At 30.9% G+C, this 25852-nt stretch carries 23 protein-coding genes and 1 pseudogene; 6 read left to right on the top strand and 18 right to left on the bottom strand.

The features are described from left to right. Positions 1–580 precede the first annotated feature (580 nt). From NMU03_RS08700 to dusB, 3 genes are all read right to left on the bottom strand, one after another. Positions 581–760, bottom strand: coding sequence for a hypothetical protein (locus NMU03_RS08700; RefSeq protein WP_290137680.1), 180 nt, complete (start codon positions 758–760; stop codon positions 581–583). A 40-nt stretch (positions 761–800) separates the two neighbouring features. Next, on the bottom strand, positions 801–1124 hold the full coding sequence (locus tag NMU03_RS08695) for a helix-turn-helix domain-containing protein (protein WP_290137678.1): 324 nt from the start codon (positions 1122–1124) through the stop codon (positions 801–803). Between the two features lie 364 nt (positions 1125–1488). Next, entirely contained in the window at positions 1489–2484 is a 996-nt protein-coding gene (gene dusB, locus NMU03_RS08690) for a tRNA dihydrouridine synthase DusB (protein WP_290137677.1), read from the bottom strand. A 261-nt stretch (positions 2485–2745) separates the two neighbouring features. Here dusB and NMU03_RS08685 point away from each other — a divergent pair, with 261 nt between their 5' ends. The 5 genes from NMU03_RS08685 (at position 2746) to NMU03_RS08665 (ending at position 7379) form a co-directional block, all read left to right on the top strand. After that, positions 2746–3273, top strand: a complete 528-nt coding sequence (locus NMU03_RS08685) for a biotin transporter BioY (RefSeq protein WP_290137675.1) — start codon at positions 2746–2748, stop codon at positions 3271–3273. 290 nt (positions 3274–3563) lie between these two features. Next, complete coding sequence (locus NMU03_RS08680; protein WP_290137673.1) at positions 3564–4367, top strand: MurR/RpiR family transcriptional regulator; 804 nt, start codon at positions 3564–3566, stop codon at positions 4365–4367. A 476-nt stretch (positions 4368–4843) separates the two neighbouring features. Beyond that, positions 4844–5134 (top strand): transposase, encoded by a 291-nt coding sequence (locus tag NMU03_RS08675; RefSeq protein WP_290137672.1) that lies wholly within the window; start codon positions 4844–4846, stop codon positions 5132–5134. Next, positions 5092–6057 carry an IS3 family transposase gene (locus tag NMU03_RS08670; RefSeq protein WP_353956688.1) on the top strand — a complete coding sequence of 322 codons (966 nt, stop codon included), beginning with the start codon at positions 5092–5094 and terminating at the stop codon, positions 6055–6057. Before NMU03_RS08675 ends, NMU03_RS08670 begins: the two co-directional genes overlap by 43 nt. Before the next feature lie 38 nt (positions 6058–6095). Then, positions 6096–7379, top strand: coding sequence for a transposase (locus NMU03_RS08665; RefSeq protein WP_290137670.1), 1284 nt, complete (start codon positions 6096–6098; stop codon positions 7377–7379). Positions 7380–7552: 173 nt separating this feature from the next. On the opposite strand, the gene NMU03_RS08660 is transcribed toward NMU03_RS08665, so the two are convergent. The 15 genes and pseudogenes from NMU03_RS08660 to prfA all read right to left on the bottom strand — a co-directional run bounded on the left by NMU03_RS08660 (position 7553) and on the right by prfA (position 25044). Beyond that, a complete protein-coding gene (locus tag NMU03_RS08660) occupies positions 7553–8356 on the bottom strand; it encodes a Nif3-like dinuclear metal center hexameric protein (protein WP_290137669.1) in 804 nt (267 codons plus the stop codon). Between the two features lie 23 nt (positions 8357–8379). Beyond that, positions 8380–9702: a PTS sugar transporter subunit IIC gene (locus NMU03_RS08655; protein WP_290137668.1), complete on the bottom strand. Its 1323-nt coding sequence runs from the start codon at positions 9700–9702 to the stop codon at positions 8380–8382. 119 nt (positions 9703–9821) lie between these two features. Next, positions 9822–10694, bottom strand: a complete 873-nt coding sequence (gene hslO, locus NMU03_RS08650; RefSeq protein ID WP_290142260.1) for an Hsp33 family molecular chaperone HslO — start codon at positions 10692–10694, stop codon at positions 9822–9824. Positions 10695–10824: 130 nt separating this feature from the next. Then, positions 10825–12783, bottom strand: a complete 1959-nt coding sequence (gene ftsH / locus NMU03_RS08645; protein WP_290142259.1) for an ATP-dependent zinc metalloprotease FtsH — start codon at positions 12781–12783, stop codon at positions 10825–10827. A gap of 15 nt (positions 12784–12798) precedes the next feature. Beyond that, positions 12799–13329, bottom strand: a complete 531-nt coding sequence (gene hpt, locus NMU03_RS08640) for a hypoxanthine phosphoribosyltransferase (RefSeq protein ID WP_290142258.1) — start codon at positions 13327–13329, stop codon at positions 12799–12801. A gap of 28 nt (positions 13330–13357) precedes the next feature. After that, positions 13358–14593: a tRNA lysidine(34) synthetase TilS gene (tilS, locus tag NMU03_RS08635; protein WP_290142257.1), complete on the bottom strand. Its 1236-nt coding sequence runs from the start codon at positions 14591–14593 to the stop codon at positions 13358–13360. A gap of 59 nt (positions 14594–14652) precedes the next feature. Further along, entirely contained in the window at positions 14653–16647 is a 1995-nt protein-coding gene (locus tag NMU03_RS08630) for a PP2C family serine/threonine-protein phosphatase (protein WP_290142256.1), read from the bottom strand. Positions 16648–16949: 302 nt separating this feature from the next. Further along, positions 16950–17638: pseudogene (locus NMU03_RS08625) on the bottom strand (N-acetylmannosamine-6-phosphate 2-epimerase). Positions 17639–17737: 99 nt separating this feature from the next. Continuing rightward, positions 17738–19642 carry a sensor histidine kinase gene (locus NMU03_RS08620; RefSeq protein ID WP_290142255.1) on the bottom strand — a complete coding sequence of 635 codons (1905 nt, stop codon included), beginning with the start codon at positions 19640–19642 and terminating at the stop codon, positions 17738–17740. Between the two features lie 3 nt (positions 19643–19645). Further along, positions 19646–20314, bottom strand: a complete 669-nt coding sequence (locus NMU03_RS08615; RefSeq protein ID WP_290142254.1) for a response regulator transcription factor — start codon at positions 20312–20314, stop codon at positions 19646–19648. Between the two features lie 83 nt (positions 20315–20397). Further along, positions 20398–22515, bottom strand: a complete 2118-nt coding sequence (locus NMU03_RS18230) for an ATP-binding cassette domain-containing protein (RefSeq protein WP_353956669.1) — start codon at positions 22513–22515, stop codon at positions 20398–20400. A gap of 97 nt (positions 22516–22612) precedes the next feature. Next, on the bottom strand, positions 22613–23020 hold the full coding sequence (locus NMU03_RS08600) for a GNAT family N-acetyltransferase (protein ID WP_290142253.1): 408 nt from the start codon (positions 23018–23020) through the stop codon (positions 22613–22615). Then, entirely contained in the window at positions 22984–23112 is a 129-nt protein-coding gene (locus NMU03_RS08595) for a hypothetical protein (protein WP_290142252.1), read from the bottom strand. Before NMU03_RS08595 ends, NMU03_RS08600 begins: the two co-directional genes overlap by 37 nt. A gap of 4 nt (positions 23113–23116) precedes the next feature. Next, complete coding sequence (prmC, locus tag NMU03_RS08590; protein ID WP_290142251.1) at positions 23117–23971, bottom strand: peptide chain release factor N(5)-glutamine methyltransferase; 855 nt, start codon at positions 23969–23971, stop codon at positions 23117–23119. Further along, complete coding sequence (gene prfA / locus NMU03_RS08585; RefSeq protein ID WP_290142250.1) at positions 23968–25044, bottom strand: peptide chain release factor 1; 1077 nt, start codon at positions 25042–25044, stop codon at positions 23968–23970. The genes prmC and prfA overlap by 4 nt, the downstream gene beginning before the upstream one ends. 135 nt (positions 25045–25179) lie before the next feature. On the opposite strand from prfA, the gene NMU03_RS08580 reads away from it, so the two are divergent. After that, entirely contained in the window at positions 25180–25836 is a 657-nt protein-coding gene (locus tag NMU03_RS08580) for an HAD family hydrolase (protein ID WP_290142249.1), read from the top strand. Positions 25837–25852: the final 16 nt, after the last annotated feature.

Genomic DNA, 25852 nt, shown 5'->3' with positions numbered 1-25852 from the left:
GAGTATATATCACTAGTATCACTATATAAAATACAATGCAAAAAAATAAACAAAAAAATAGAGAAGAAAGAAAAAAACTGATAAAATCAGCATAATTTGATATTATATAAAAAGGTATTCCTAAAAAATATAGTGAGAACTTCTAAAGACGGGGATACATTAAGACATTATCATATTTGAATCAGAGTATAAATATGATTCATTTGTTATATACTTGAAATAGAGTCAGGCTAATGTTATAATTGACTCGTAAGTTAAATAGCATTGTATCAATGCAAAAAGGTAAGGAACGCTACTCCTTACCTTTTCTAGTTTTTATAGTGAACTTAACACTAGGATAGTTATCGCTTTATATTTCTGTCTATCCATTTACAAATATAATATGCAATTATACCTGCCACGACAGATAAAACTAAGTTAAACAACATTGTATCACCCCCTTTTCAAAGGAGGAACGATAACAGTCATATTATATCAAATGCAGGATATTTTACAATCTATAATAAAACCATTTTATCTATACACCTTTCATCGTTATTCATTTTAACAAAAGCTATTTATTGAATCAATAAAATACATCTTATTTCAATTGTTTATACTTATAAAAATTATAAATTCCATAAATAATATTTCCTAACAAAACAATCCACAATCCATAATTAATTGATTCATCCCAAGTGATATATAAAACACCAATAGTTAAGATTGCTAATACAATATGCACCAATAAAAATACTTTATATAACTTTGCTTTTGACATCATAATTCCTCCAATAGTTAAAATAATTTCCTTTATTATATCATATATGAACATCCTTTTCTTTTAAATTCTTCTTATAAACATAAGGTGTTACATTCATTTTCTCTTTAAACTTTTTTGTAAAAAAATGAACATCTCCAAATCCACACATATAAGAAATATCTGTAATAGAAATATCTTTTTCTAAAAGTTCTATACTTTTGCGTAATCTAAAATCTAAGATATATTTAAACGACGTACAGTCCATTTGTTGTTTAAAATGACGACATAAATAATGTGGTGGTAATCCCACTTCATCAGCAATTTGATCTAATATGATTTTATCTTGATAATAAACATTGACATATGTAATAATTTTTTTCATTCTCATTAATTCATAACTTTGTATTTGTGATGGAAAGTTTGAAAATAATTTTTAAACAATAATGACCATATTTGTAATAGATCAATGTATATATTCAATGCATCTTTAGTTGTTTGGTATAACTTATATATATTTTAAAGATATTGAATTATTGATACATGCCATGATGATGTTCCATCTATATGATAAAAAGCGATAGATTCATTTTGAATGATGGGATAAATATATTGTGAATTAACAATATATCCTGCATTTAATCATAAAAAGAGAAATGTTTGTGCATTTCTCTTTTATGTTTATAAACAAAACTGATATATAATCTTCTTTATCTTTAATTCATTAAATAAGTTCTTGTTTTCCTTTCTTATTTTTCAAAAACTGTTTTATCACCTGTATGTAAATAATAACGATAATTCTCAATAATTTCTTCTAATTCCTGATAAGCATTGACTTTGGATAGATGATTTTTAATAGCACTCGCTGATTTTAAACCTTTCATATACCAAGGAGCATGACCACGCATTTGTCGCATCGCATTTTTTTCGCCTTCAACATTTATTAATCTTTTAGCATGAGCTAAACATTGATCTAATTTTTCATCCACTGTTGGTTCATCTAAAAGTATACCATGTTCAACATATTGCACCATTTGTTGGATAACCCAAGGATTTCCTAATGCTGCTCTACCAACCATAACTGCGTCACAACCAGTTTCATCCAACATACGTTTAGCATCTTCAGCCGTTTTAACATCTCCATTACCAATGACTGGAATAGAAACAGCTTCTTTAACTTGTCTGATATAATCCCAACTGGCATGACCTTCATACATTTGCGAACGTGTTCTCCCATGTACAGCAATAGCACTTGCTCCTGCTTTTTCAATTAACTTTGCAATTTCGACACAATTAATCGAATCAAAATCATACCCAATACGAATCTTGACTGTCACGGGTTTACTCACTGCTGCAACTACATTTTTCACAATATCATATACCAAATCAGGATATTGTAATAAATAACTTCCAGCATGAGCTTTTAATACTTTTTGAACTGGACATCCCATATTAATATCAATAATATCACAATTTGAATGTTCATCTACAAACTTGGCTGCCTTGACCATTGAATCAACATCTCCACCAAAGATTTGAATACTCATTGGATGTTCATCTTCATCAACTGTCAACATATCAATAGTCTTGACATTGCCATAACATAATGCTTTATCACTCACCATTTCACTGACAACAAGTCCTGCACCAAACTCCTTAATAATTTTTCTAAAGGCGACATTTGTAATCCCCGCCATTGGCGCCATAATAATTCTGTTTTTAATTTCTATATTTCCAATTTTCATATTTTTCACCATAACACAATATAACATACTTTCTTGAAAATACAAAGATAAATACTTGATATAGTATAAAACATAGGAGGCGATATAGAAAATAATTTCCTAGTCACAATGTAAAATTTTCCCTCTCCCATTCAAAATACATTGTTCAAAGAAGATTCTAATGAATCTTCTTTTATTGTAAAATTAAAACTATAAATAACTTGACAATAATAATAAACTCTGTTATTCTTAAACCCGAATTTGAAAAAGGATAGTATATTTATGGAAAATATAAGACAAGTATCTCAAATAAATAAAACATGCGATATTGTATATATTAGTATTTTTACAGCTTTCATAGCAATCTGTTCATGGATTGCAATTCCTGCCACTGTTCCTTTTACTTTACAAACAATGGCTGTTTTTACCACGATTGGCTTTTTAGGTGGTAAAAGAGGAACACTTGCTGTGTTAGTCTATATCCTACTTGGAGCAATCGGACTTCCTGTTTTTGCTGGTTTCTCTGGTGGTATCGGTGCTATCTTAGGAACAAGTGGTGGTTATATTGTTGGATTTTTATTTTCTGCTTTAGTGATGTGGTTGATTGAAAAATTCTTTGGTAGAAGTCTATTTGTCCTTGCTATGTCAATGGTTATTGGTTTAATTGTATGTTATGGTTTTGGCACAATTTGGTTTATGGCAGTTTATATGCAAACTGTTAGTGTTGTTGAGTTATCAATCGTTTTAGGATGGTGTGTCATTCCATACATTATTCCTGATTTAATCAAGATTGGAATTGCTCTTTTTTAGTCAACAGACTAGAAAAAGTATTACCATAAAAATTTTAAAATAATTGAATAAAACTCAAATATTAGTCAAACATATATACAGATAACTTACACTTTCCCCTCTATTTTTCCTCCCCATTATAAAATAGATGTAAGTTATCAAAGTTATATTCCTAATATTGGTAAACCCCAAAAAGAGAAGGTACCTTCCCTTGTACCTTCTTTTTTATATTAGATTATGCATTATTTGTAAATTTTATATATTTTCATATTATATACTCTATGCTAAAATAAGCACAAAGGAGAATATTTATGAACCTCAAAGAACGTATATCAATATATTACACATCTTTAACAACGACTGAAAAACGTATTTATACACAGATTATGGATAATCCAAATATCATTAGTGAAAATTCAATTATTGAAGCTGGAAATCTTTGTCATACATCTAAATCAGCAATGTTGAGATTTGCTAAAAAATTAGGTTATCGTGGTTATAGTGAATTTAAATACGCTATTGAAGAAAGTCTAAAAAGAGATGCGCAGGAAGTACCAACTACTGTAAACAATGAAACTGTTTTACATCAAATTTCTTCTTCATTTGCTTTAACAATTCAAGCCATTGGTCAATTGAATTTTGATGAACAACTTAAACAATTAGCTGCCTATATCTATCAATACCCCTATATTAAATCTATCGGTATTGGTAATTCAGCTTTTTGTGCCAATCAGTTGGTATATTCTTTGTATTCCCACAATCAATTTATTGAGGGAATTACGGATAATGTACAATTTACCTATTTAGAAAATTGTATTAATTCACAATACTTATTAATTATTTTTAGTGTTTCTGCTTCGTCTATTACTTATAACAAACTTTTAAAAACGGCTAAGGCAAACGGAGCAAAAACTATTCTTATCACTATGAATAATGATTCATCAATAAATCAATTAGTTGATATGATTTTTACCCTTCCTTCCAATATTGCCCCAACAACCTCATCAACAGTTTTAAAGCAATTAGACAATCGTACAACACTTTATTTCTTTGCTGAAATTATTTCTTATTACTACGGTTTATACTTAGAAGAAAAAGGGGCTGTAACGAAATAAATATTAAAAATGCAGTCAAAACAAAAAGGGCAATGAAATCAGTTAATGATTTACATTGTCCTTTTTGGTATAATTAGATTATGGAAATCACCACATTTACACAATCTAATCACAATAACAATTATAACGCATTTCAGTTATCTTTGCCACTAGATTTGGGATTAAAAATTGATCCTGATGATGAGGTTGTTTCTTTCTTAAAGGCACTGGAAGGAGTGAATCTTTATAAATACCTGAAAAGAAAAGAGTGTCGAGGGAGAAAGGGATATGATAACATCTTGCTTCTAAAGGCTGTTTTACTTGCAAGAATGATTGGAAAATGCCATCTTAGAGATTTGGAATCCCTATGCAGGCATGACATCAGATTCATGTATTGATGGTAGAATAAAAACTGTACAAGGTAAATGACAGAGAAAATCATTGATGGTACAATGTCATATGAATTATAAAACAAACAGAATGAGAGGAAGAAACATATGGCAAAACATACTTATGATAAAGATTTTAGAGAAGGAGTGATTCAGTACTGTTTAGATCATCCAGATGAATCATATGTAAGTGTATCAAAAAGATTTGGAATTCATGATACGACGATTGGTGGATGGATGAAAAGTTACAAGAAAAATAATGATGAAGTGATTATAAGAGGAAGTGGAAATTATTCAAGTGATGAAGCTAAGGAAATAGCCAAATTAAGAAAAGAACTTAAAGATACAAAGGATGCATTAGAAATCCTAAAAAAGGCTATTGGCATACTGGGAAAATAAACCAAAAGGACATCTACGAAAGTGTTAAAGAATCAAAAAAGAAAGATTCAACAATTTCGATTTCCAGTGTGCTAAAACAGTTAGATGTCAGCAAATCAGGTTATTATGATTACATTAATAGAAAGCCAAGCTATACAAAACAAAGAAGAGAAAAAATTACAAAGAAAGTTGAGGAAATTTATAGAAATTCTCATGAAATATATGGCTCACCAAAAATAACAGAGATGCTCAATCAAAATGGTGAAAAAGTCAGTCAAAGATACATTTATTCCATCATGAGAGAAAACAGCTGGAAGGCTAGATATGTAAAGCCATACGTTCAAACAACAATAAGTGAGGATTTCTCTTCAAGGCTTAAAAATCTGCTCAATAGACATTTTAATCCATCAAGACCTGATTGTGCCTGGTGTACAGATATAACTTATATAAGAACAGTTGATGAAGGCTTTGTCTATTTGACAAGCGTCATGGACCTATACTCAAGAAAAATCATATCATGGGTGCTGACAAAAACGATGGAAACAGATGAAGTTCTAAAAAGTATTGAAAAGGCAAAGGAAAGAAGGAAGGTAGAAAAACCATTAGTGGTGCAAAGTGACAGGGGCGTGCAGTTCACATCAACTAAATATCAGGAGATGACAGAAGGATTTGTAACAAGTTACTCAAGAAAAGGAACACCATGGGATAATGCCTGTATAGAATCATTTCATGCATTAATCAAAAGGGAGTGGTTGAATTTTTATAAGATAATGAATTATGAAGAAGCATATCAACTTGTATTTGAATACATAGAGGGATTCTACAATACAATAAGGATTCATTCACATTGTGGGTATCAGTCACCCAACGAATACGAGAAAAACTATATGTTAGCAGTGACTAACAAAAATCAAACAACTTTTATTACAAATTCTGCAATTTAAGTTGTCCGAAATCTTGACATAGTACCACGCCTAGCTTCATGTCATTTGAAAGACTATTGAATGATTATCTCATCTGTGACATTGATGAGATTTATTTTGAAGTGACTGAAAATATCTGTCATCTCATGGATGTGGACAAGTCCATTCAGTATATTGATGGAACCAAGATTGAAGCCAACGCCAATAAATATTCTTTTGTATACAAGACAAGGATACTCAATGCAAGAATGAAGCTGTTTTCTAAAATAACACATTCAATCACTGAAATGAACATGGAAAGAGGATTTGACTTTTCATATCATTATTTTTACTGTGCACAGGAAATTGGCTACATTGCACAGTATTTTATGGAAGTGATGGTCAGCAATGGCATTGAGCCCGTCTATGGAAGAGGAAAAAGGAAAACCAAAATCCAGAGATGGTATGACCTATTTCTGGAATATTACATGAAACTTGATGAATATGAATACTGGCTTTCTGTCATAGGGAAAGACAGAAACAGCTGCTCAAAGACTGATCTAGATGCCACGATGTGTGCAGCAAAGATAGATTATTACTGCAAAACCGGATTAAGCAGACCGTGCTACAATGTACAGATAGCAGTCAGTGATGGATTGATAGTCAATGCAGATTTGTTTCAGCGACCAGCGGATGCAAAGACATTCATACCATTCATGGAAAGATATAAACAGTACACAGGAGAATACCCAACATATCCAATGGCGGATGCAGGCTATGGAAATGAAGATAATTATATGTACTGCCTGACTCATGGGATGGAGCTGTACATGAAGTATGCAATGTATGCAAAGAAGAATGAACCGAAATTCAGAAAAAAGAAATACAATCCATATAATTGGAAGAAGAATGAAGAAGGATATAAGGTCTGTCCCAATGGACTCGTTTTTGATCAGAATATTGAAGATATATACGATGAGCGAGGAGAATACCTGAAAATAAAGCAAAGGATGACAAGTCAGGAAAGCTGTGAAGGATGTCCATATATGGAAGAGTGCTGCAGGAGCAGGAAACACAGGAAGATAGTAACAAGAGATGTGGTGCTGGACGAGTTCTATGCAGTGGTTGATGAAAACCTGTCCACAGAATTTGGGAAGGAGCTAAAGAGGCAAAGAAGCATACAGGTAGAGGGAGCATTTGGAGTGATAAAGCAGGACATGGGATTCGTAAGATTTACGAGAAGAGGACTGAAAAATGCAAAAATGGAATTTCTCATTGTATGTTTGGGATACAATTTGAGGAAATATCACAACTATCGCCTAAGAAAAGAGAAAGAGGACAGGAAAAAATCGCTTTTCAATTAGAAAGTTATGCACATGTCAAAAACGGATTTAAGTGCAGATAGGGATATTGCGCTCAAAAACAGAAAAAAAGACATAAAAATACTAGGATGAGCATCAAAAAAAGAAGAAGATGTTTTTTTATTGTCAAATTTTTGAGAAAAGAAAAAAGCTGAACGAATCAACTTTTAAAAAAGTTATTTCGTTACAGCCCCTTTTTCTATATGGTGAATACCATAATCATTCTTTATAAACTGAAATTCAATATTTGGAAATTGACATGAAAGATATTGACTTAATCGTCTAATCCCTGCTGCTTCACTCGTTAAATGATTAACAACAATCAACGGTATTTGATGATCCATTGCCCATTGTGTATGTACCCAGTTATTGATACCATCATCGCTTACTAAACAAACATCTGCTCCGGCATGATACATTTCAATAATATCTGTACAAGCTCCAGTACCTATACCTAAACAATGAACTGTTTGTTGAAGGTTTCCTATTACTTCAACTCCAAATTCATCATACATTTCTATATTTCGTATAATATGTTGAGCTAACTCTTGTACCGACATATCAAATGGTTGTGAAACTCTTATATAACTATGCATTGAAGATGCATTTTTAAATGGTAAATCTAGAAGCTGAGCCCATTGATCTCTTACCCCTATTTGTGGATATAAATCCCATAAATCATGACAGCGATAAATAGTTATCTGATGTTTATTTAACAATTCCATTTTTTCTCTTTGTGAGTATAAAATCTCCGTTGGTATAGATGTTCCACTCATATAAAATGGATTTTCATGTGTAATAATAAAATGACATTGTTCTTGAATAGCTTGTCTAATTACTTCATTAGTTGCCACCCAACATACTATAACTTTCTCAATTTCCATATCCCCATTACCAACTAAAACATGGTCACGTGTATATTGACGATTAACCCACTCACCTTGCGATTCTAGGCAATCTATAATTTCTTGAATTTTCACAATATTCCCCCTATCAAAAAATACTACTCTTTATTTGATGAATCTTCTAAATCTAATTGCTTATCATAACTTAGCATAAATGGTAAGAAGATTAAAACATTAACAACAAACAAGAATAACCATACAATAATAGCTTTCCAATCCATTGTAGAAAGAAATGCATAAAGTGGTGCTGGTAATGTCCAAGGAACACTCATACATGTTCTTCCCATTAACCCATAATATGTTGCTCCATAAGCTATAGCAACATTAAATATTGTACATACTAAACTTGGAATAAATGTTAAAATATTTAATACTGTTGGCACTCCAAATACCAATGGTTCATTTATATTAAACAACGATGATGGAATAGCTAAACGTCCAAGCGAACGTAATCTTTTATTTTTGCAAACAAAATTCATATGGAATAATATTGCCAAATAACAAATAGCTAACCCAAAAATAAATGTAAAGTTTCCTGCAATAATGTTTGGAATATCTTTTCCGGCATTATATGCTTCAAGATTCATAACTAAATTTCCTGTAAAAATAGGTGTAGTAATCGCACTAACCATATTATCACCATGAATACCAAAGAACCAAAATATTACTGTTAATGATACAATAAATAACATAGATGGTAATGATGATGTTGCAGAAATAAGTGGTGAGAAAATCGTAAAGACTAAATTAACAAAACCACTACCTGTTAAATATATAATAAACTGATCCAAACCAATAAACAATACCATATTAATTGCTAATGGTAATAAAACTTCAAATGGCCCAGCTACCATTGGAGGTACACTTTGTGGCATTGAAATCTTAATATTTTTAACAATCAGAAAATGATTAATCTCTATAACAACCAATCCTACAACAATTGCTGCAAACATTGATGTAGAACCTAAGCCAGAAATATTGATATAGTTTCCATCATTTAAACTTTGTGGTACACCTGCAACACATAAAAAGACAAATAATGCTGTCAAACAATTGGCAAATGCTTCCATATGATATGTCTTTGACAAACGATAAGAAACACCTAAAACAACATAAATTGAAATAATTCCAATCGTTAAATTATTAGGTATAGATAATAATGCACTCCAGTCAGTAGCCCAATTTTTCCATGCAATTAAAAATTGAAAGAAAAAATTAGTAGGTTGAATTGTTTCTAAATCAACCGGTGGATTGGCTATCATTAAAGCAATACCACCAATGACTGTGAAAGGAATTAAAATTGTTAGTCCATCTCTTAATGCAGCCAAATGTCTCTGTGATGAAATACGAGAAGCTACAGGTACGACTTTTTCCTCCATAGTCATCTGAAATTTTTCAAAAAACGATTTAATACTTTCCATAAATTCATACTCCCTTCTTGAAATCGATTACAATGCTATTATAACCATATTGAGAAATAGTGTCAATATATATTTTATATTTTGAGAAATTTCTTGTTTATATATAAAAAAAGAATATCCTATTGGATACTCTCTAATAACTCTTTCAATTCTTCTTCACTAAATGTATATTTTGAATTACAGAACTGACATGTCATTTCACAACCATGATCTTCATCAATCATTGCTTGAATTTCCTCTTTTCCTACTGTCATCAAAGCATTTTTCATCTTTTCTTTTGAGCAATCACATTCAAAAGATAAATCCTGCGTTTCTAAGATTTCAACATCATCAAAAATCATTTTTAAAATTTCTTCTGGTGAATGTCCTTCATGAAGTAACGAAGATATTGCTGGGAAATTTCTCATTTTTTCTTCAATATAAGAAATATCTACATCTGTTGCTTCAGGTAATAACTGAATAATAAATCCACCGCTTGATAAAATTTCATTTGTTGAATCAACAAGAACACCTAATGATACAACCGATGGAATCTGTTCAGAAACCATAAAATAATAAGAAAAATCCTCACCAATTTCACCAGTTTGAATAGGAACTGTTCCAACAAAAGGTTCTTTCAATCCCATGTCTTTGATAACTTGTAGTGTTCCTTGATTACCTACTGCCATACCAACACCTAATTTTCCAGTATCTTCATATGTATAATGCACATGGGGATTGGCTACAAAAGCTTTAATTTTTCCATCGCTATTTGTACAAGCCATGATTGTTCCAATCGTTCCTCCACCATTCATTGTGACAGTCATTTTCTCATGATTTTTATTCATTGCCCCTAACATCAAGGTAGCTGACATAAAACGTCCTAAAGTGGCTGAGGCTGTTGGCCATAAATCATGTTTTTGTCTTGCTATTTCTAATAACTGTTTTGTTGTACAAGCAAAAACACGACAATTCTTTGATTCGACAAGTCCTCTTACTAAATAATCTTTCATCTTAACCTCCAAATGCGAAGTAACCAATTAATGGAATAACCATACAAGCAATTAAAATCACTACTAATATTTTACTCATTGTACTTCTCTTCATATTTTTCTCCCCTTACAAAAATAAGCACATAAGTGCTTATTTCATTTCATCTAATAGATCATCATCTAAATTCACTGTTTCTTTCTTTTCTTGAATGGGTGGCATTTGATCATGATGATCTTGATCATCTACACCATTATCCATTTCAAGCATATGTCCAGTGTTATATAAAGATTCGATTTGTTCGTTATTTAATGTTTCATGTTCTAATAAAGCATCAGCAATTGTAATTAATTTATCTTTTTGTTCATTGATGATTTGACGACATTGATTATAACAAGCATCAATAATTTTACGAACCTGTTGATCAATTTCATAAGCAATCTGCCCTGAATGCGTATTGCTTGTTGAAGAATAATCTCTACCTAAGAATACAGCATCATGTCCTGAATCATATTTAATAGGTCCAAGATCAGACATACCCAATTCAGTAACCATCATTCTCGCAATACGTGTTGCCTGTTCAATATCATTATGAGCACCTGAAGATACATCACCAAAGAAAATTTCTTCAGCAACACGTCCTCCCATAAATCCAGTAATACTTGCCATTAACTGTGATTTTGTCTGGAAGTAAGTTTCTTCTTTTGGTGTCATTAAGTTATAACCACCAGCTTGACCTCTAGGAATGATTGTGACTTTTTGCACTTTATTAGCATCCTCTAAAGTCAATCCAATAATCGCATGTCCAGCTTCATGATAAGCCACTAATTTTCTTTCTTTTTCAGTGTACTTACGTGATTTTTTAGCTGGTCCACCAATCACACGATCAATAGCTTCATCAACATCATCCAAAGTAATACGTTTATGTCCTAAACGTACAGCTAACAATGCTGCTTCATTTAACACATTCGCAAGTTCTGCCCCAGAGAATCCTGGTGTACGTTGTGCAATATTTTCAAAATTCACATCATCAGTAAATTGTTTATTACGTGCATGAACTCTTAAAATTTCAGCTCTTGCTTTTTTATCAGGATTAGCCACTTGAATTTGTCTATCAAAACGTCCTGGACGAAGTAAAGCTGGGTCTAAGACATCAGCACGGTTTGTCGCTGCTAAAATGATAATACCTTCATTACCACTAAATCCATCCATTTCAACTAACAACTGGTTCAATGTCTGTTCACGTTCATCGTGTCCACCACCAACACCAGTTCCTCTTTGACGTCCAACAGCATCAATTTCATCTATAAAGATAATACATGGTGCATTTTGTTTTGCTTTTTTAAACATATCGCGCACACGTCCAGCACCAACCCCAACGAACATTTCAACGAATTCAGAACCTGAAATCGAATAGAAAGGCACATTGGCTTCACCAGCTACAGCTCTTGCTAGTAATGTTTTCCCTGTTCCTGGTGGCCCTACAAGCAGGACACCACGAGGAATTTTAGCACCCATATTCGCAAATTTCTTTGGATTTTTTAAAAAAGCGACTAATTCTTCTAACTCTTCTTTTTCTTCATCAGCACCCGCAACATCACTAAATCTTGTCTTGCTGTCTTTTTCTAATTTAGCACGTGAGTTTCCAAAATCAAAAGCCTTCGCGTTGGCTCCACCGCCACCACCAATACTTCTCATCACAAAGAACATCACACCAATCAATAAAATGTATGGAAGTAAAGCTAATAAAGTATCAACAAGCATATTTTCACTTTTCGCATCTCTGATTTGAACAGCAATACCTTTATCTTCCATTAATTGGATTAAAGAATCTAATTCCTGATCGGTTTGAGGTACATTTGTTTTAAATGTGTACTCAATTTCTTTACCATCTTCTGTTTTTGTATATTGACCTTCAACACTTGTCACATAAACGCCCGGCATCACTGACATTTCAGTTACTTTTTCTTCTTTAAGAATTTCCGTGAATTCTGTATAGTTAACTTCATTGGTTTTTCCCATATTCAATAAAGGAACTAATGAACTCAATAATACAATGACAATAATCCAAGGTAATATCGCTTTGATTAAACTCTTATTCTTATTATTCATATAATCTCCTTTTCACTACATATAACATTCTTCTTTTAAAATACCTACATAAGGTAATTGACGATATTTCTCATTAAAATCCAATCCATATCCAATCACAAAAGCATTAGGAATTTCAAATCCTACATATTTAGCTTCAATTGGATAAGTACGTCCTTCTTTTTTATCCAGCATTGTCACAATTTCCACCGATGATGCCCCACGTTCAACCAACATCGCTTTGACCGTTGTTAAAGTTTTACCAGTATCTAAAATATCTTCTACTAATAAAATATCTTTACCTTTCACATCCTGATCCAAGTCTTTTTTTATGGTAATCGTACGAGATTCAACACCTTCATAACTGCTGACATCCATATAATCAAAAGTGACATCTAACTCTATATATTTAGATAACTCTGCTAAAAAAGGAACTGATCCTTTTAATAATCCAACCAGAATCACTTCTTTACCAGCATAATCATCACTGATTAATTGTCCTAATTCCTTACATTTTTCAATAATTTCTTCTTGTGTATATAAAACTTCTTTAACATCTTTATGCATACTTCTCCACTCCTTATAATAAGCCTCTCTATTTTATCACAAATACATTTGGTTTTGTAGTCAAATAATCAATGTTTTTTGCAATATGTGGAACTAAAACTATGGTTCCTTCACGATTAACGACAATCGGCCATGTTTTTCTTTTTAAAGCAGGAATTTTCGCATTGATAAAAAGACGTGAAAGCTTCTTTGTGCCAGAAGAAGTCATAATGCTATCGCCTTCTTTCATTGTACGGATAGTAATGGGATAATCTTCTGGGGCAAGAAAAACCCCTTCATTGATATGTCCACTCTCTAATAAATGGAAATATTCACAACCAAAAGGCATATATTGTTGAAATTCAAAACTATATCCTTTTGTTTTATCTTTATCAATGATGTAGATATTATCGTATTCTTTTATGAACAGATAATTAACTGGTAGATTCATTTGAATATTCGGTTTGACACTATCAATTTGATGTCTGATTTCTTGAATCAAAGCATATGAAATTAACTGTGTTGGCATGACATCTCGAAGAATCAAGTAAAGGAAAATTTCTCTTAATTGTTTAGGAATATAGTAATAATAAATCATCCCATCTGTTTTATATTGTTGGTAGTAAGGTTCGACTTTAAACTCTAATTCTTTGATTCTTTGATTATGAATTTTAGCTTTTTGTATGAGTTCTTCTTTTTGTAATAAAGTATATTGATTTAAGATTGTATTACGGACTTTATCTCTTTCAAAATCAATTTCAAAATTTGTATAATCATCATGATAAGGAATCCCTAATTGTTGACATCTTTTTAAAATATCTTCTTTATATAAATCCATCAAAGGTCTAATAATACGCATATTTTGTACATATGATTCCTGTTTAATTCCTAAATAATGAACCGTATTATGATGTGATAATTGCATATAAATCGTTTCGATATGATCATCTAAATGATGTCCTAAAATCACACCATCCACCTGATACAAATCATAAATTTCTTTATAAAAATTATATCTTAAAGTTCTCGCCTGATTTTGGAAATTACCTTGATGATAATCTTTAGTATGGTATTCTTTATAGTAAAAAGGTATGCCATAAGTGGCACAATAATCACTGACAAGTTCATAGTCTATATAACTATCATGACGATAATTGTAATTCACATGGGCAACCAATAAATGATATTCCTGTTTTCTTAATGTATCTAAAAGATACATTGAATCACAACCACCTGATACACCAATGACATAATACTTTGAACAATCTAATAATTCTAAATTCATATTATCACTCCATGAGGACATTATATCAAAGAAATAACAAAAATCCCAATACTTTGGGATTATTGCTTACATAATTTTAAAACCATAATTGTCATATCATCATTTCTTTGTTCATCATTCGCTAAAGACATAAATAAATGAGCTATATCTTTAGGATGATCATCACCAATTAAATATTCATTTTCCTTTAAAAAATCATAAAAATGAGTTGAAAAACCATCACTAACCATAAAAATCATATCATTTTCTCTTAAAGTCTGTTTTTGAATCATTGTTTCTAATGGAGAAACAATACCCATTGGTAATGTCTTTGATTCCACTTCAATAATTTCATGATCCCTTAAAATAAAAGTAGGACATGCCCCATATTTCATAAATGTTGTGACACCACTAACAAGATTAATTTCCATCATATCCATTGTCGTAAACATATCATTACGATTTTTAATCTTCAACAAAGCATTCACTGATTGGATTGTATCATTTAAAGAAATGCCATTCATAATAAGCTGTTTCATCACATCCAATGTCAATTTAGAATCATCACTAGCTTTTTGTCCTTGTCCCATACCATCACTTAAAGCAAAATAATCATTTTCATTCATCGAAAACATGATATAACTATCGCCACAAGCAATACTTTCTTTAGCACATTGACAAACGCCATATTGTACAAAATAACGTGTATGATGTTTTAAAACAAGATATGCATAACCAAGTTGATGCATTGGTGTTTTCATGACTTCTATGTCCAAAGTTTCATTTAAATATGCTTCTAAAATTGGAATAAATTCATTTTCAATTTCTTCTTTTGTTGTATCATAAAGTCCAATCTCTAAATAATATACAGACTGCGATTCATAATATTTTTTAAGATGTGTTACTTGAAAATGATAACCCTCCATATGTTCTAAGATATGCTTTTCTTCAATATGTCCAATTTCTAATTGATGTGAGAATTGATGAAAAACATGATTTAATAAAGAAAATTGATGATATAAATCGTTTTTCATCACTTTATATTCTTCTTGAACACGTCTAATTTTGCGATAATCTTTACGATATTGTTCAACTAAAGTCAGATATTTTTCAGGATTCAAACAATATTGATGAATAAAATCTTCATCAGCCTCACTATAATGATCTTTTAAACCTTTGTTCATGAGTTTTACTAAACGATGTGGTCCATATTTTTTATGAAAGCATGTTGTTTGACTTGAACAGTTTTGACACATATCTTCATAAATATAACCAACATATTCTAATGAACGATTAGGAGCAGGAGCTTTTGTAAACAGGGCTGTCATCTGTTCAAATAGGCGACAGAATGAATCAACCTGTTTAGATAATTGCTGTTTAAACGTCATTTCTTGATAACTTGAAGATAGCACAGGTTGATAGCTACGAATAGGTAAGATCAAAAAGATAAGCCCACTCACAACAACAATAAAACCATGATATGTATATTGAAAATCTAAAAAGAATGGTAAAATCAAATGTGATACAAAATACAAGGAAACAATAGTTGCCTTTTTATGACACTGAATCATATAGAAAAAGAAAAGCGGTAATAAAAAAGATAAAATATCATCTTTATAATTTAAATTCATCAATAACATCAACATTGAACCATAAAATAATCCTGGTAATAAATCATCTAAACATTCATGATAAATCATAATTAAAATAAATATACGAATCAGAATCATTGTTGAAATGAATGAATAAGGTATTAAGCCCATCATACAAATCAAAATAATCACAGTTAAAGATTTCATGCGTTCATGTGTTAATAAATCAGATTCCCCATGAATAAATAAAGGTGTTAATGATGTAAAAATCATTGTATTGATATAAGTTAAGATTGTTAATAATAGCGTTGAAAGTAAATCTATTTGGATATAAGCATAATAAATACCACCTATTAATGTTAGAAGATAAGGGACATACCTTGATTTCATAGATTGAAACAATAAACAGAATTCTAATATTAAAAATGCAATAACACTTACCAAAAGAATATCATAAGGCACTTGCAAAAAGATCATACCCATGCTAATCCCTATCAGATAACTAATCAGGGCTGGATAGCCACACATAAAACACACATAAAAAAAGGTAATGCAAATAACAAGGATGATGAATAGATATTTACAATGGATATTAAAAATGATATGAATGTTATATAAATGACGAATTGATATTTAATTTTTTTATACGATTTGGATTGATAATCAGTTCCATTTTTTCCACCTCTAGACCCATTATAGACGGTTCTTTATAAATTATTTGTCATATTTTCAAAGTCATATCAAGTTCTTTAGAATTTATATATCAAAAAGAAAAAAAACGAAGATTACTTTTCATCTTCGTTCATCATATCAGTAAATCTTTTTGTAATCACTTGTGGTCGTGTCATAATAGATCCTACCACCACACTATAACATCCCATTTCTATGACTTTTTTGCTTTTTGAGGTGTATCAATGTTCCCCTCTGCAATCACTGGATGTTTGACTTTCTTTAAGATTGTTCGAATAATTTCAAAATCATTTTCTTCAATCTTTAGGATTTCACTTTCTTTTGTATATCCAACTAATGTTGTTCCAATAAAGTCAAATCCTAGTTCATCCTTATGCAAGGCTTCTTCAACCGTCGAACAATCAGCCATAAATTTTTGATTAGGAAATCTTTGTTTCAGCTCATAAAAGAAACTATCCAAGTTTTGATGTTCAGGTCTTGGTCTTAGGATGGCATCCATCGCAATAATATCGACACCTTCTTGAACCAAAGCTTCTACTTCTTTTAAAGTCGGTGTAATAAATACAGGACAATCTCCATATTCTTTTTTAATGATTCCAATAATAGGTAAATCTACTGTTTTTTTGATTTCATGAATATCTTCAACAGAATTAGCACAAATTCCTTTAGTCCCACCAACTTTCGCCGGCAATGCCATACGTGACATAATAAATGATGAATGTAATGGTTCATTTTCTAATGCCTGACAAGACACAACTAAATGATTTTTTATTGTTTCTAACATTTTTTTCAATCTTTCTTTATCTCTTCTATTATTTAAATACATTATCCACAAACTTTCATGCTTTATATAAAAAACCAATAGCTTAACTACTGGTTTTCTTTAAAATCGAAAATAAAACAAAACGCCACGTTCAGTATTTTGAACACCATATTCAAAATGATGTAACTCCAAAATAGCTTTACATATCGCAAGACCTAATCCAGTGCCACCTTCATTTCTTGCTTTATCAACCTTATGGAAAGATAACCATATTTTATGAATATCTTCTTCTGGAATATGCGCACCTGTATTTTCAACAGAAAAACAATGCTCATCTAAGTGAATAATCACTTCTTCTCCTGCCTCTGTATGATGTAAAGCATTACTAATAAAATTGCTCACAACCATTCCTATTTTAAAAGCATCTGCTTCAATAATACTAGAGTCTAAATCTGTTTTGATTTGAACTTGATGGCTTTCAAATAAACAAGCCATTGATTGCAATATTTCATCAACAATATCTAATAAATCTAATTCTTCAAGATCTAAAGACATATTTTGTGTTTCTAATTTTGATAAGTCCAACATAGCTAAAACAAGTTCATTAATACGTTTAGTTTCATGTTGAATAATATCTATATATTCATTACGTTTTTTCTCATCTTTTTCTAATTCCACCATCTCACTAAAACCATTAATAATTCCTAACGGTGTTTTAATTTCATGTGTAAAATTAGATACAAATTCTTTTCTTACGATTTCTAATTGTTGAACTCTTTCAATTTCCTGATGAAGATCATTAATTGTTTTTTCTAGTTCTTTACTCATTTTATCGACACCTCTTGCTAAATCTCCTAATTCATCGTGACGAGATGTGTCGATAGGATAATCAAATTGTTTACGAGAAATACGCCATGCTGCTAATTCCAATTGTTTAATAGGACGTACAATCATATAAGCTACCACAAAACACATAACAATAATTAAACCAATGGCTAAAATATATGTTGAAGAATTATCATACATAAAATCTTTTAAAGAGTCCATTGGTAAATTATCATATTCCTGTGTTACAAAAATATAGCCAATGGTTGCATCTTCTATTGTCAATTCTTCATCACCTTGTGCGAATTCTATAGACTGATTCCAGTCCTCTAAACGCATCATGATAGTCGAATAATATTTACCATTATATTCATAGAGATTAATCAAATAATATTGTGTATAATCATAAATAGATGAATTAAACTCTCTTCCTGAATCTTTGAAAGTTTGAAAATGTCTTTGAATTTGTTGTTGTAGTCCTTTAAAGGCATCATGATAATCCGTCACTAAAGCTTCTTGACTTAAATATGAAGACATTGATAACTTTTCTATTGAATATGGAAAAATCAATTCCATTTTGGCACTCATATAAGAACTTGCAACACCTTCGATATGTGTGATTTCTCCACTTATTTTATTTTCTACAACAACTTGATCATTAATCTTTATTGTTTGAAATGTTAAATCACGTATCTCATCATTAAATTTATTATAATGTCCAATATGTACATCAAGTGATACATCTATTTGTGAATTTTGATTTTGTAAAATCATTTTTTCTACTCTCTCTAATTCACTTTGATTCAATAATGAAAAATCAATACTTTTTGCATAATTCGTCTCATTCTCACTGACAATCAAAGAAAGTGTTGGACTCATAATACCATCTCTAGACATTTCTAAAATCTTTCCATCTTTATCAACCAGACATTTGACTTTTGTTGAATCGCCTGAAAGTGCTTGATGGTAAAGTCTTAAAAACTGTTGAGAGGATAAATCAACTGGATTGACAGCTATTTTCTCAAGATAATTTTTCGCAAATTTATCTAAGTTACGAATCGTCATCTCAGCATCTGTTTCAACTGTATTTTTAATATATCGTTCTATTCCTAAACGAATCTCATTGCCCAGTACCGCAAGGAAAGCCAATAAAATAATACATGCAATTTTAATAATTAAACTAAAGTTTAATTTTTTCATATGTTACCCCTTCACATCAAACATATACCCAATTTTAACAACCGTTTGAATATATGGTGCGGCCTCTTTTAACTTTTTTCTTAATTTCTTTACATAAGTATCCACAATTCTTTGATCACCATAATAATCATAACCCCAAATATGATCCAACAATTGATCACGTGATAAAATCTTACGTTTATTATCTATAAAATAAATAAGCATTTGATATTCTTTATGTGATAAAGCTGTCTTTTCACCATCAATAAAAACTTCATGAGTATCATCATTGATATGAATCATTCCTTCATCAATCGTTGTTGCCTGTTCTTCATCTTTTTTAAAACGTTTTAATAAAGCATTACATTTCGCATACAATAAAGAAGGTGTAAAAGGTTTAGAAATAAAATCATCAGCTCCTACATCATATCCTTTTAATTTATTATCATCATCACTTAATGCACTAATAAATAAGATAGGTATATCATTCTTTTGACGAATTTGTTTACAAACTTCATAACCATCAATACCTGGCATCATAATATCTAATAAAACCAAATCAAAACTTTCATCTAATAACGATAAACCTTCATAGCCATCACTGGCTTCGATAACTTCTTCTCCTTGTTTTTGGAAATATTCAACGATAAATTGTCGGATTAATTTTTCATCCTCTATTAATAAAATCTTCATCAGCATGTCCCTCCATTTCTTCCATTATAATATAAATTTATGGAAAAAAATGAAAAATGATAAAAACGAGGATTTTTCAATCCTCATTCAATGATTTTTAATTGTTGATTGTCAATTTTTAATTGTACATCCATACAAGCAGCCAACTCTTTAGAGTGTGTCACAACAATCACACATTTATTTTGTTGATGTGCTAAATCTACAAAGATTTGAATAATCCCACGTGTTGTTTTCTCATCAAGATTTCCAGTCGGTTCATCACAGAGGATAAAATCAACATCTTTAGCAATTGCTCTAGCAATCGCTACTCTTTGTTGTTGTCCTCCTGAAAGTTTACGAATATCACGCTGACATTCTTCTTCACTTAATCCAAGTTCTTTTAAAATAGACAGGGCATATTTTTGTTTATTCTTCATCTTCATATGAGCAATATCCATTGCACAGACCACATTTTGAATAGCATTCATATACATAATTAAATTATAAGCTTGAAAGACAATCGCAATATCATGACGACGATAGTTTGTTAAACCTCTTTTGACAATATCTTGACCATTATATAAGACACGTCCTTCTTTAGGTTTGTCCAAACCACTGGCTAAACTTAAGGCTGTAGTTTTACCACTACCACTGGCACCAACAATCGCATATGTCTTGCCTTTTTCAAATATAAAATTAGCATCTTTTAAAATATTGACTATCTTTGATCCATCTTGATAATGATAACTGACTTTTTCAAAAGTTAATACTGTATCCATATTATGACTCCTTCTTCCTAAAATTTCTCGAGGTGATAATCTTAAAATATAAAGCGAAGGTAAAATGGTAGAAATCACACAAATCCCCGTTGTAATGCCGGCAAGATAAATAATTGTTGTTGATGTTAATGAAACATCAAGTTCCTGATTTTCTGGACTTTGCATTGTCTGATCCCATAAATTCATTTTCTTTTGACCTTGATTTTTATCTTGTGAAGTTTCTCCTTCAGGCATTTCCATCATCATTTGAGATTGATTGTTTTGTGTTGATTCCAACATATGACCAATCACATTTGATACCATTTTTCCAGTTCCTAAAGACAGAGTCCAAGCCACCATCGCAATCATAAAGATTTCTAAGAATTGTTGACAGACAATTTTTAATTTAGATTGTCCAAGTGATAAAAAGACTCCATATTCATAGAAACGACTACGCATTGTTAAAACTAAGATTAAACATAAAATGGCACTTCCAGCAACAATCACAACAATTAAAAATAAAGTTGCAAATTGTCCCATACTTTCAAGTGAAGAAATACTTCTTTGATAAATTTGATCATTAGCGTCCAATGTATACGTATCAAAATCAATATCTGTTGATGACTGAGCTAATTCAATAAAAGCATCAATATGATCAGGATCATCTAAATAATAAGTTGCACTGGAAATCTTTGTTTCATCCTGATTCAATGTTTGTGCTACTGATAAATCTGTATAAATCTGATTCATTGGGTTTTGACGATTACTCATCATATTACCCATCTGTTCAGTTGTTTCCACAGTATAAATACCAATGATTGTTAATGTAACATCTACTTCTTCATCACTGCTTGAAAAAGTAATGGTATCACCAACCTCTAAATCATTATCACTGGCAAGGGTACTTTCAATCACACAGTTTGTTGTCTTGGCATCTTCTTCAGTTAATAATCTTCCTGATGATAAAACATAGTTTTCATTTTCAAATGATGATAAATGAGCCATTGTGGTATTCCCAACAATCGTAAAATCATTTTCATCCAACATTTTAGGCATATCGTTTCCCATTCCAGGTGCATTTTGTTGACTTTGAGATGACTCTGTTGTATCAGAACTCATTTCTACAGGATCAATATCATCACTGCTAACACCTACACTTAAAGTATAGTTATAGCTTTCCACATAATCTAAATCTTTTAACTGATTAGCCATATCAGTTGTTATATCTTGAATACTTTGATCTAAAGCCTCTCCCTTTTCTCGATCCTTCATCATATTTTGCATAGAATATGAAAACGTTACATCACTCCCTAAAGATGTACGCACTTGATCCATAGATTCCTTTGAAGCTGATTGAATCGATAAACCTGCAATAATCAAGTTTGTAATTAAAAACATCAATAAAAACAACAATAAACTTCTCCCAATATTTTTTCTAATACTTAATAATGCTGTTTTGAGCATATTTTTTCCTCCTTTACAAGACAAGTTTATGAAAAAATCCATACCAAAAATCAAAATATTATGTGAAAAAATAGTAAAGGCAATGTCTAAGCATTGCCTATAGATGTTTGATATAACCTTCATCATGATAGAAATAAGATTCATCAAATTTATGAAATTGTAATTTCTTTAATAAATGAATAGAACGTTGATTATCCTTATACACATAACACATTACTTTTTGAAACTGAAATGTTTTTTTCATATACTGACAAAAAGCATCAACAATTTCACTGCCATAACCTTTTGACCAATAATCACTATCTAATGTATATCCTAAAACAAAGACTTTTTCATTCGCTACATCCACAAATAAATCACCAATCATCATATCTTCTTCTTTTAAAATAACAGCCAAATGATAATTTGTTTTAGGAAGATTTAAAGATGTCATTTTTAAGCATTGTTCAATACGTCTTGATGCATCTTTTAAAGAATATTTTTTCCATGACTGATAATAAGCCACTTCTTTTTTTGACGATACTCACTCATACGTAAAGCATCATCTTTTTGTAAACGTCTTAAATATAATCTTGATGTTTCTAATATCTTTTCCATAAACTTAACTCAAATGATAATAAATAAACAACATACGATCTTTTCCATTGATATCCTTGATAATTTCATAAGGGATATCTGGAAAATAATGCTCAACAGCCTCACACATAATTTCTCTTTGATCAAAGCCCATTTCAAAAGCAAGTAAAGCACGATTTTTTAAGACTTTTTGAACATTTTGAAAAATCTTACGATAGAAATATAAACCATCATTACCACCAAATAAAGCCACATGTGGTTCATTATCTTTAACCACACTTTCAATATCCTGATTTTGAGGAATATAAGGTGGATTAGATACAAATATATCAAACTTTTGTTGTCGTTCAATTAATGGTTGCAACATATCTCCTTGATAGAAAGTTACATGAGCTCCTAATGCTTTTGCATTTTCTTTTGCCACTTCCAATGCTTCTTGACTAATATCAGTCGCTATCACTTTTAATTTTGGTTCTTCTAAAGCTAATGTAATCGCAATCGCTCCTGAACCTGTTCCAACATCACATAAATCAATAGATTCATAATCTTCAAAATAATCATCAATTTTATATAAAATATTTTCTACTAATTCTTCTGTTTCGTAGCGTGGAATCAAAACATTTTCATTAACAATAAAATCTCTTGAGAAAAAGTTTTCTTTACCATTGATATATTGAATTGGTTCACCATTCATATATCTTTCCATACCTGCCTGAAATTGTTGAAATAAAGTTTCATCCACTTCTTCATCCATCATTAAATATAATTGATGAGGTTCTTTATTGGCTAAATGATAAAATAAAACTTTTGCGACATTACAATCTTTATCTTTTTCATCTAGCATAGCTTCACTTTGACGAATCAAATCTCTTAAAATCATTGTTGTTCTCCTAATAATTTTAATCTTTGATCTTCATTAACTAAAGCCTCAATAATATCTTCTAATTTTCCTTCCATGATACGATCCAATTGTTGAATTGTTAAACCAATACGATGGTCTGTGACACGATTTTGTGGGTAGTTATAAGTTCTAATCTTTTCACTACGATCTCCACTACCAATCTTACTACGTCTTTCACTACCAATTGCTTCTTCTTGTTCACGTAATTTCATTTCATATAATTTTGTACGCATTGTACGCATCGCTTTATCTCTGTTATCATGTTGACTACGTCCATCCTGTGATGTTGTGACAACACCTGTAGGAATATGGGTAATTCGTACAGCTGAATCTGTTTTATTAATATGCTGTCCTCCAGCTCCTGATGCACGATAAGTATCAATACGTAAATCATTTGGATTTAATTCAAAATCCACTTCTTCAGCTTCTGGCATCACAAGAACCGTTGCTGTGGAAGTATGCACACGTCCCTGTGTTTCTGTCTTAGGCACACGTTGTACACGATGTGATCCTGATTCAAACTTCAACTTAGAATAAACACCTTCTCCTTTAATCATAAAAGAAATCAATGAATATCCTCCAGCCTCACTATCTTGCGCTTCTAATATTTCAATCTTCCATCCTTGAGATTCCGCATATTTAATATACATTCTATATAAATCACCTGCAAAGATATTTCCTTCATCTCCACCAGCAGCTCCACGAATTTCCACAATAACATTTTTATTATCATTTGGATCTTTTGGAATTAATTCTAAATGTAATTTTTCTTCTAATTGAGGTTTCTTTTCTTCTAATTCACTTAATTCTAATTCCGCTATTTCCTTAATTTCAGGATCATTTTCCTTTAATAATTCTTTAGCTTCTTCAATACCATCTAAAACCTTTTTATACTCTTGATATAATTGATAAGCATTTTCTAAACTCGCCTGTTCCTTTGATGCTTCAGTCATCTTTTGAACATCACTAGCAATACTTGGATCCATTAAAATTTCATTTAATTCTTCATATCTTCTTGCGATTGTTTCCAATCTTTCCATCATATTATTCATACTCTAACCTCCAAACCGTTACCATTATAATATAAACATCTAAAATAAGCAAAATAATCTTGTCATAATCTTTGTTTTTTCATTGACACAAGATGATCATTTTTTTATACTCATTATAAAGTGGAGGAATGAAATATGTTAAAAGCGGTTATTTTTGATATGGATGGATTAATGATTGACACTGAAAATGTCACTTACCAATGTTATAGAAAAGTATTACAAGCAATGAATTTAGATATGACAAAAGCGTTTTATACAACTTTATTAGGACGTACAATGCAAGCCACTGAACAAGCCATGTATGATGAATATGGACAAGATTTTCCTATTCATGAAACAGCTGATCAAGTTCATCAAATGATGGATGAACAGTTTGCTAGAGAGGGTGTACCATTAAAAGATGGTTTGATTGAATTATTAACTTATTTAAAGGAACATCATTATAAAACAATGATTGCGACTTCTAGTCGTCGTGAAAGAGTCAATGCTTTACTTAAAGAGAATGGTATTTTAGATTATTTTGATGATGTCATTTGTGGTGATGAAGTGAAACATGGTAAACCAGCACCTGATGTTTTCTTAAATGCTTGTCAAAAACTAGGTGTAGAGCCTGCAGAAGCCTTAGTCTTAGAAGATAGTGAGGCTGGTATTCAAGCCGCTCATAATGCCAAAATATCAGTGATTTGTATTCCTGATATGAAAATACCAGAAGAACAATATGCAAACAAAACAACATGTATACTTGATTCTTTACATCAAGTTATTGATTATATTGAAAAAGGATTGTCTTAATGGATAATCCTTTTTC

Source organism: Allocoprobacillus halotolerans, from assembly GCF_024399475.1.
GTDB lineage: Bacteria > Bacillota_I > Bacilli_A > Erysipelotrichales > Coprobacillaceae > Allocoprobacillus > Allocoprobacillus halotolerans.
Note: the sequence above shows the minus strand (reverse complement) of the source record. Positions and strands in the feature narration are given on the sequence as shown.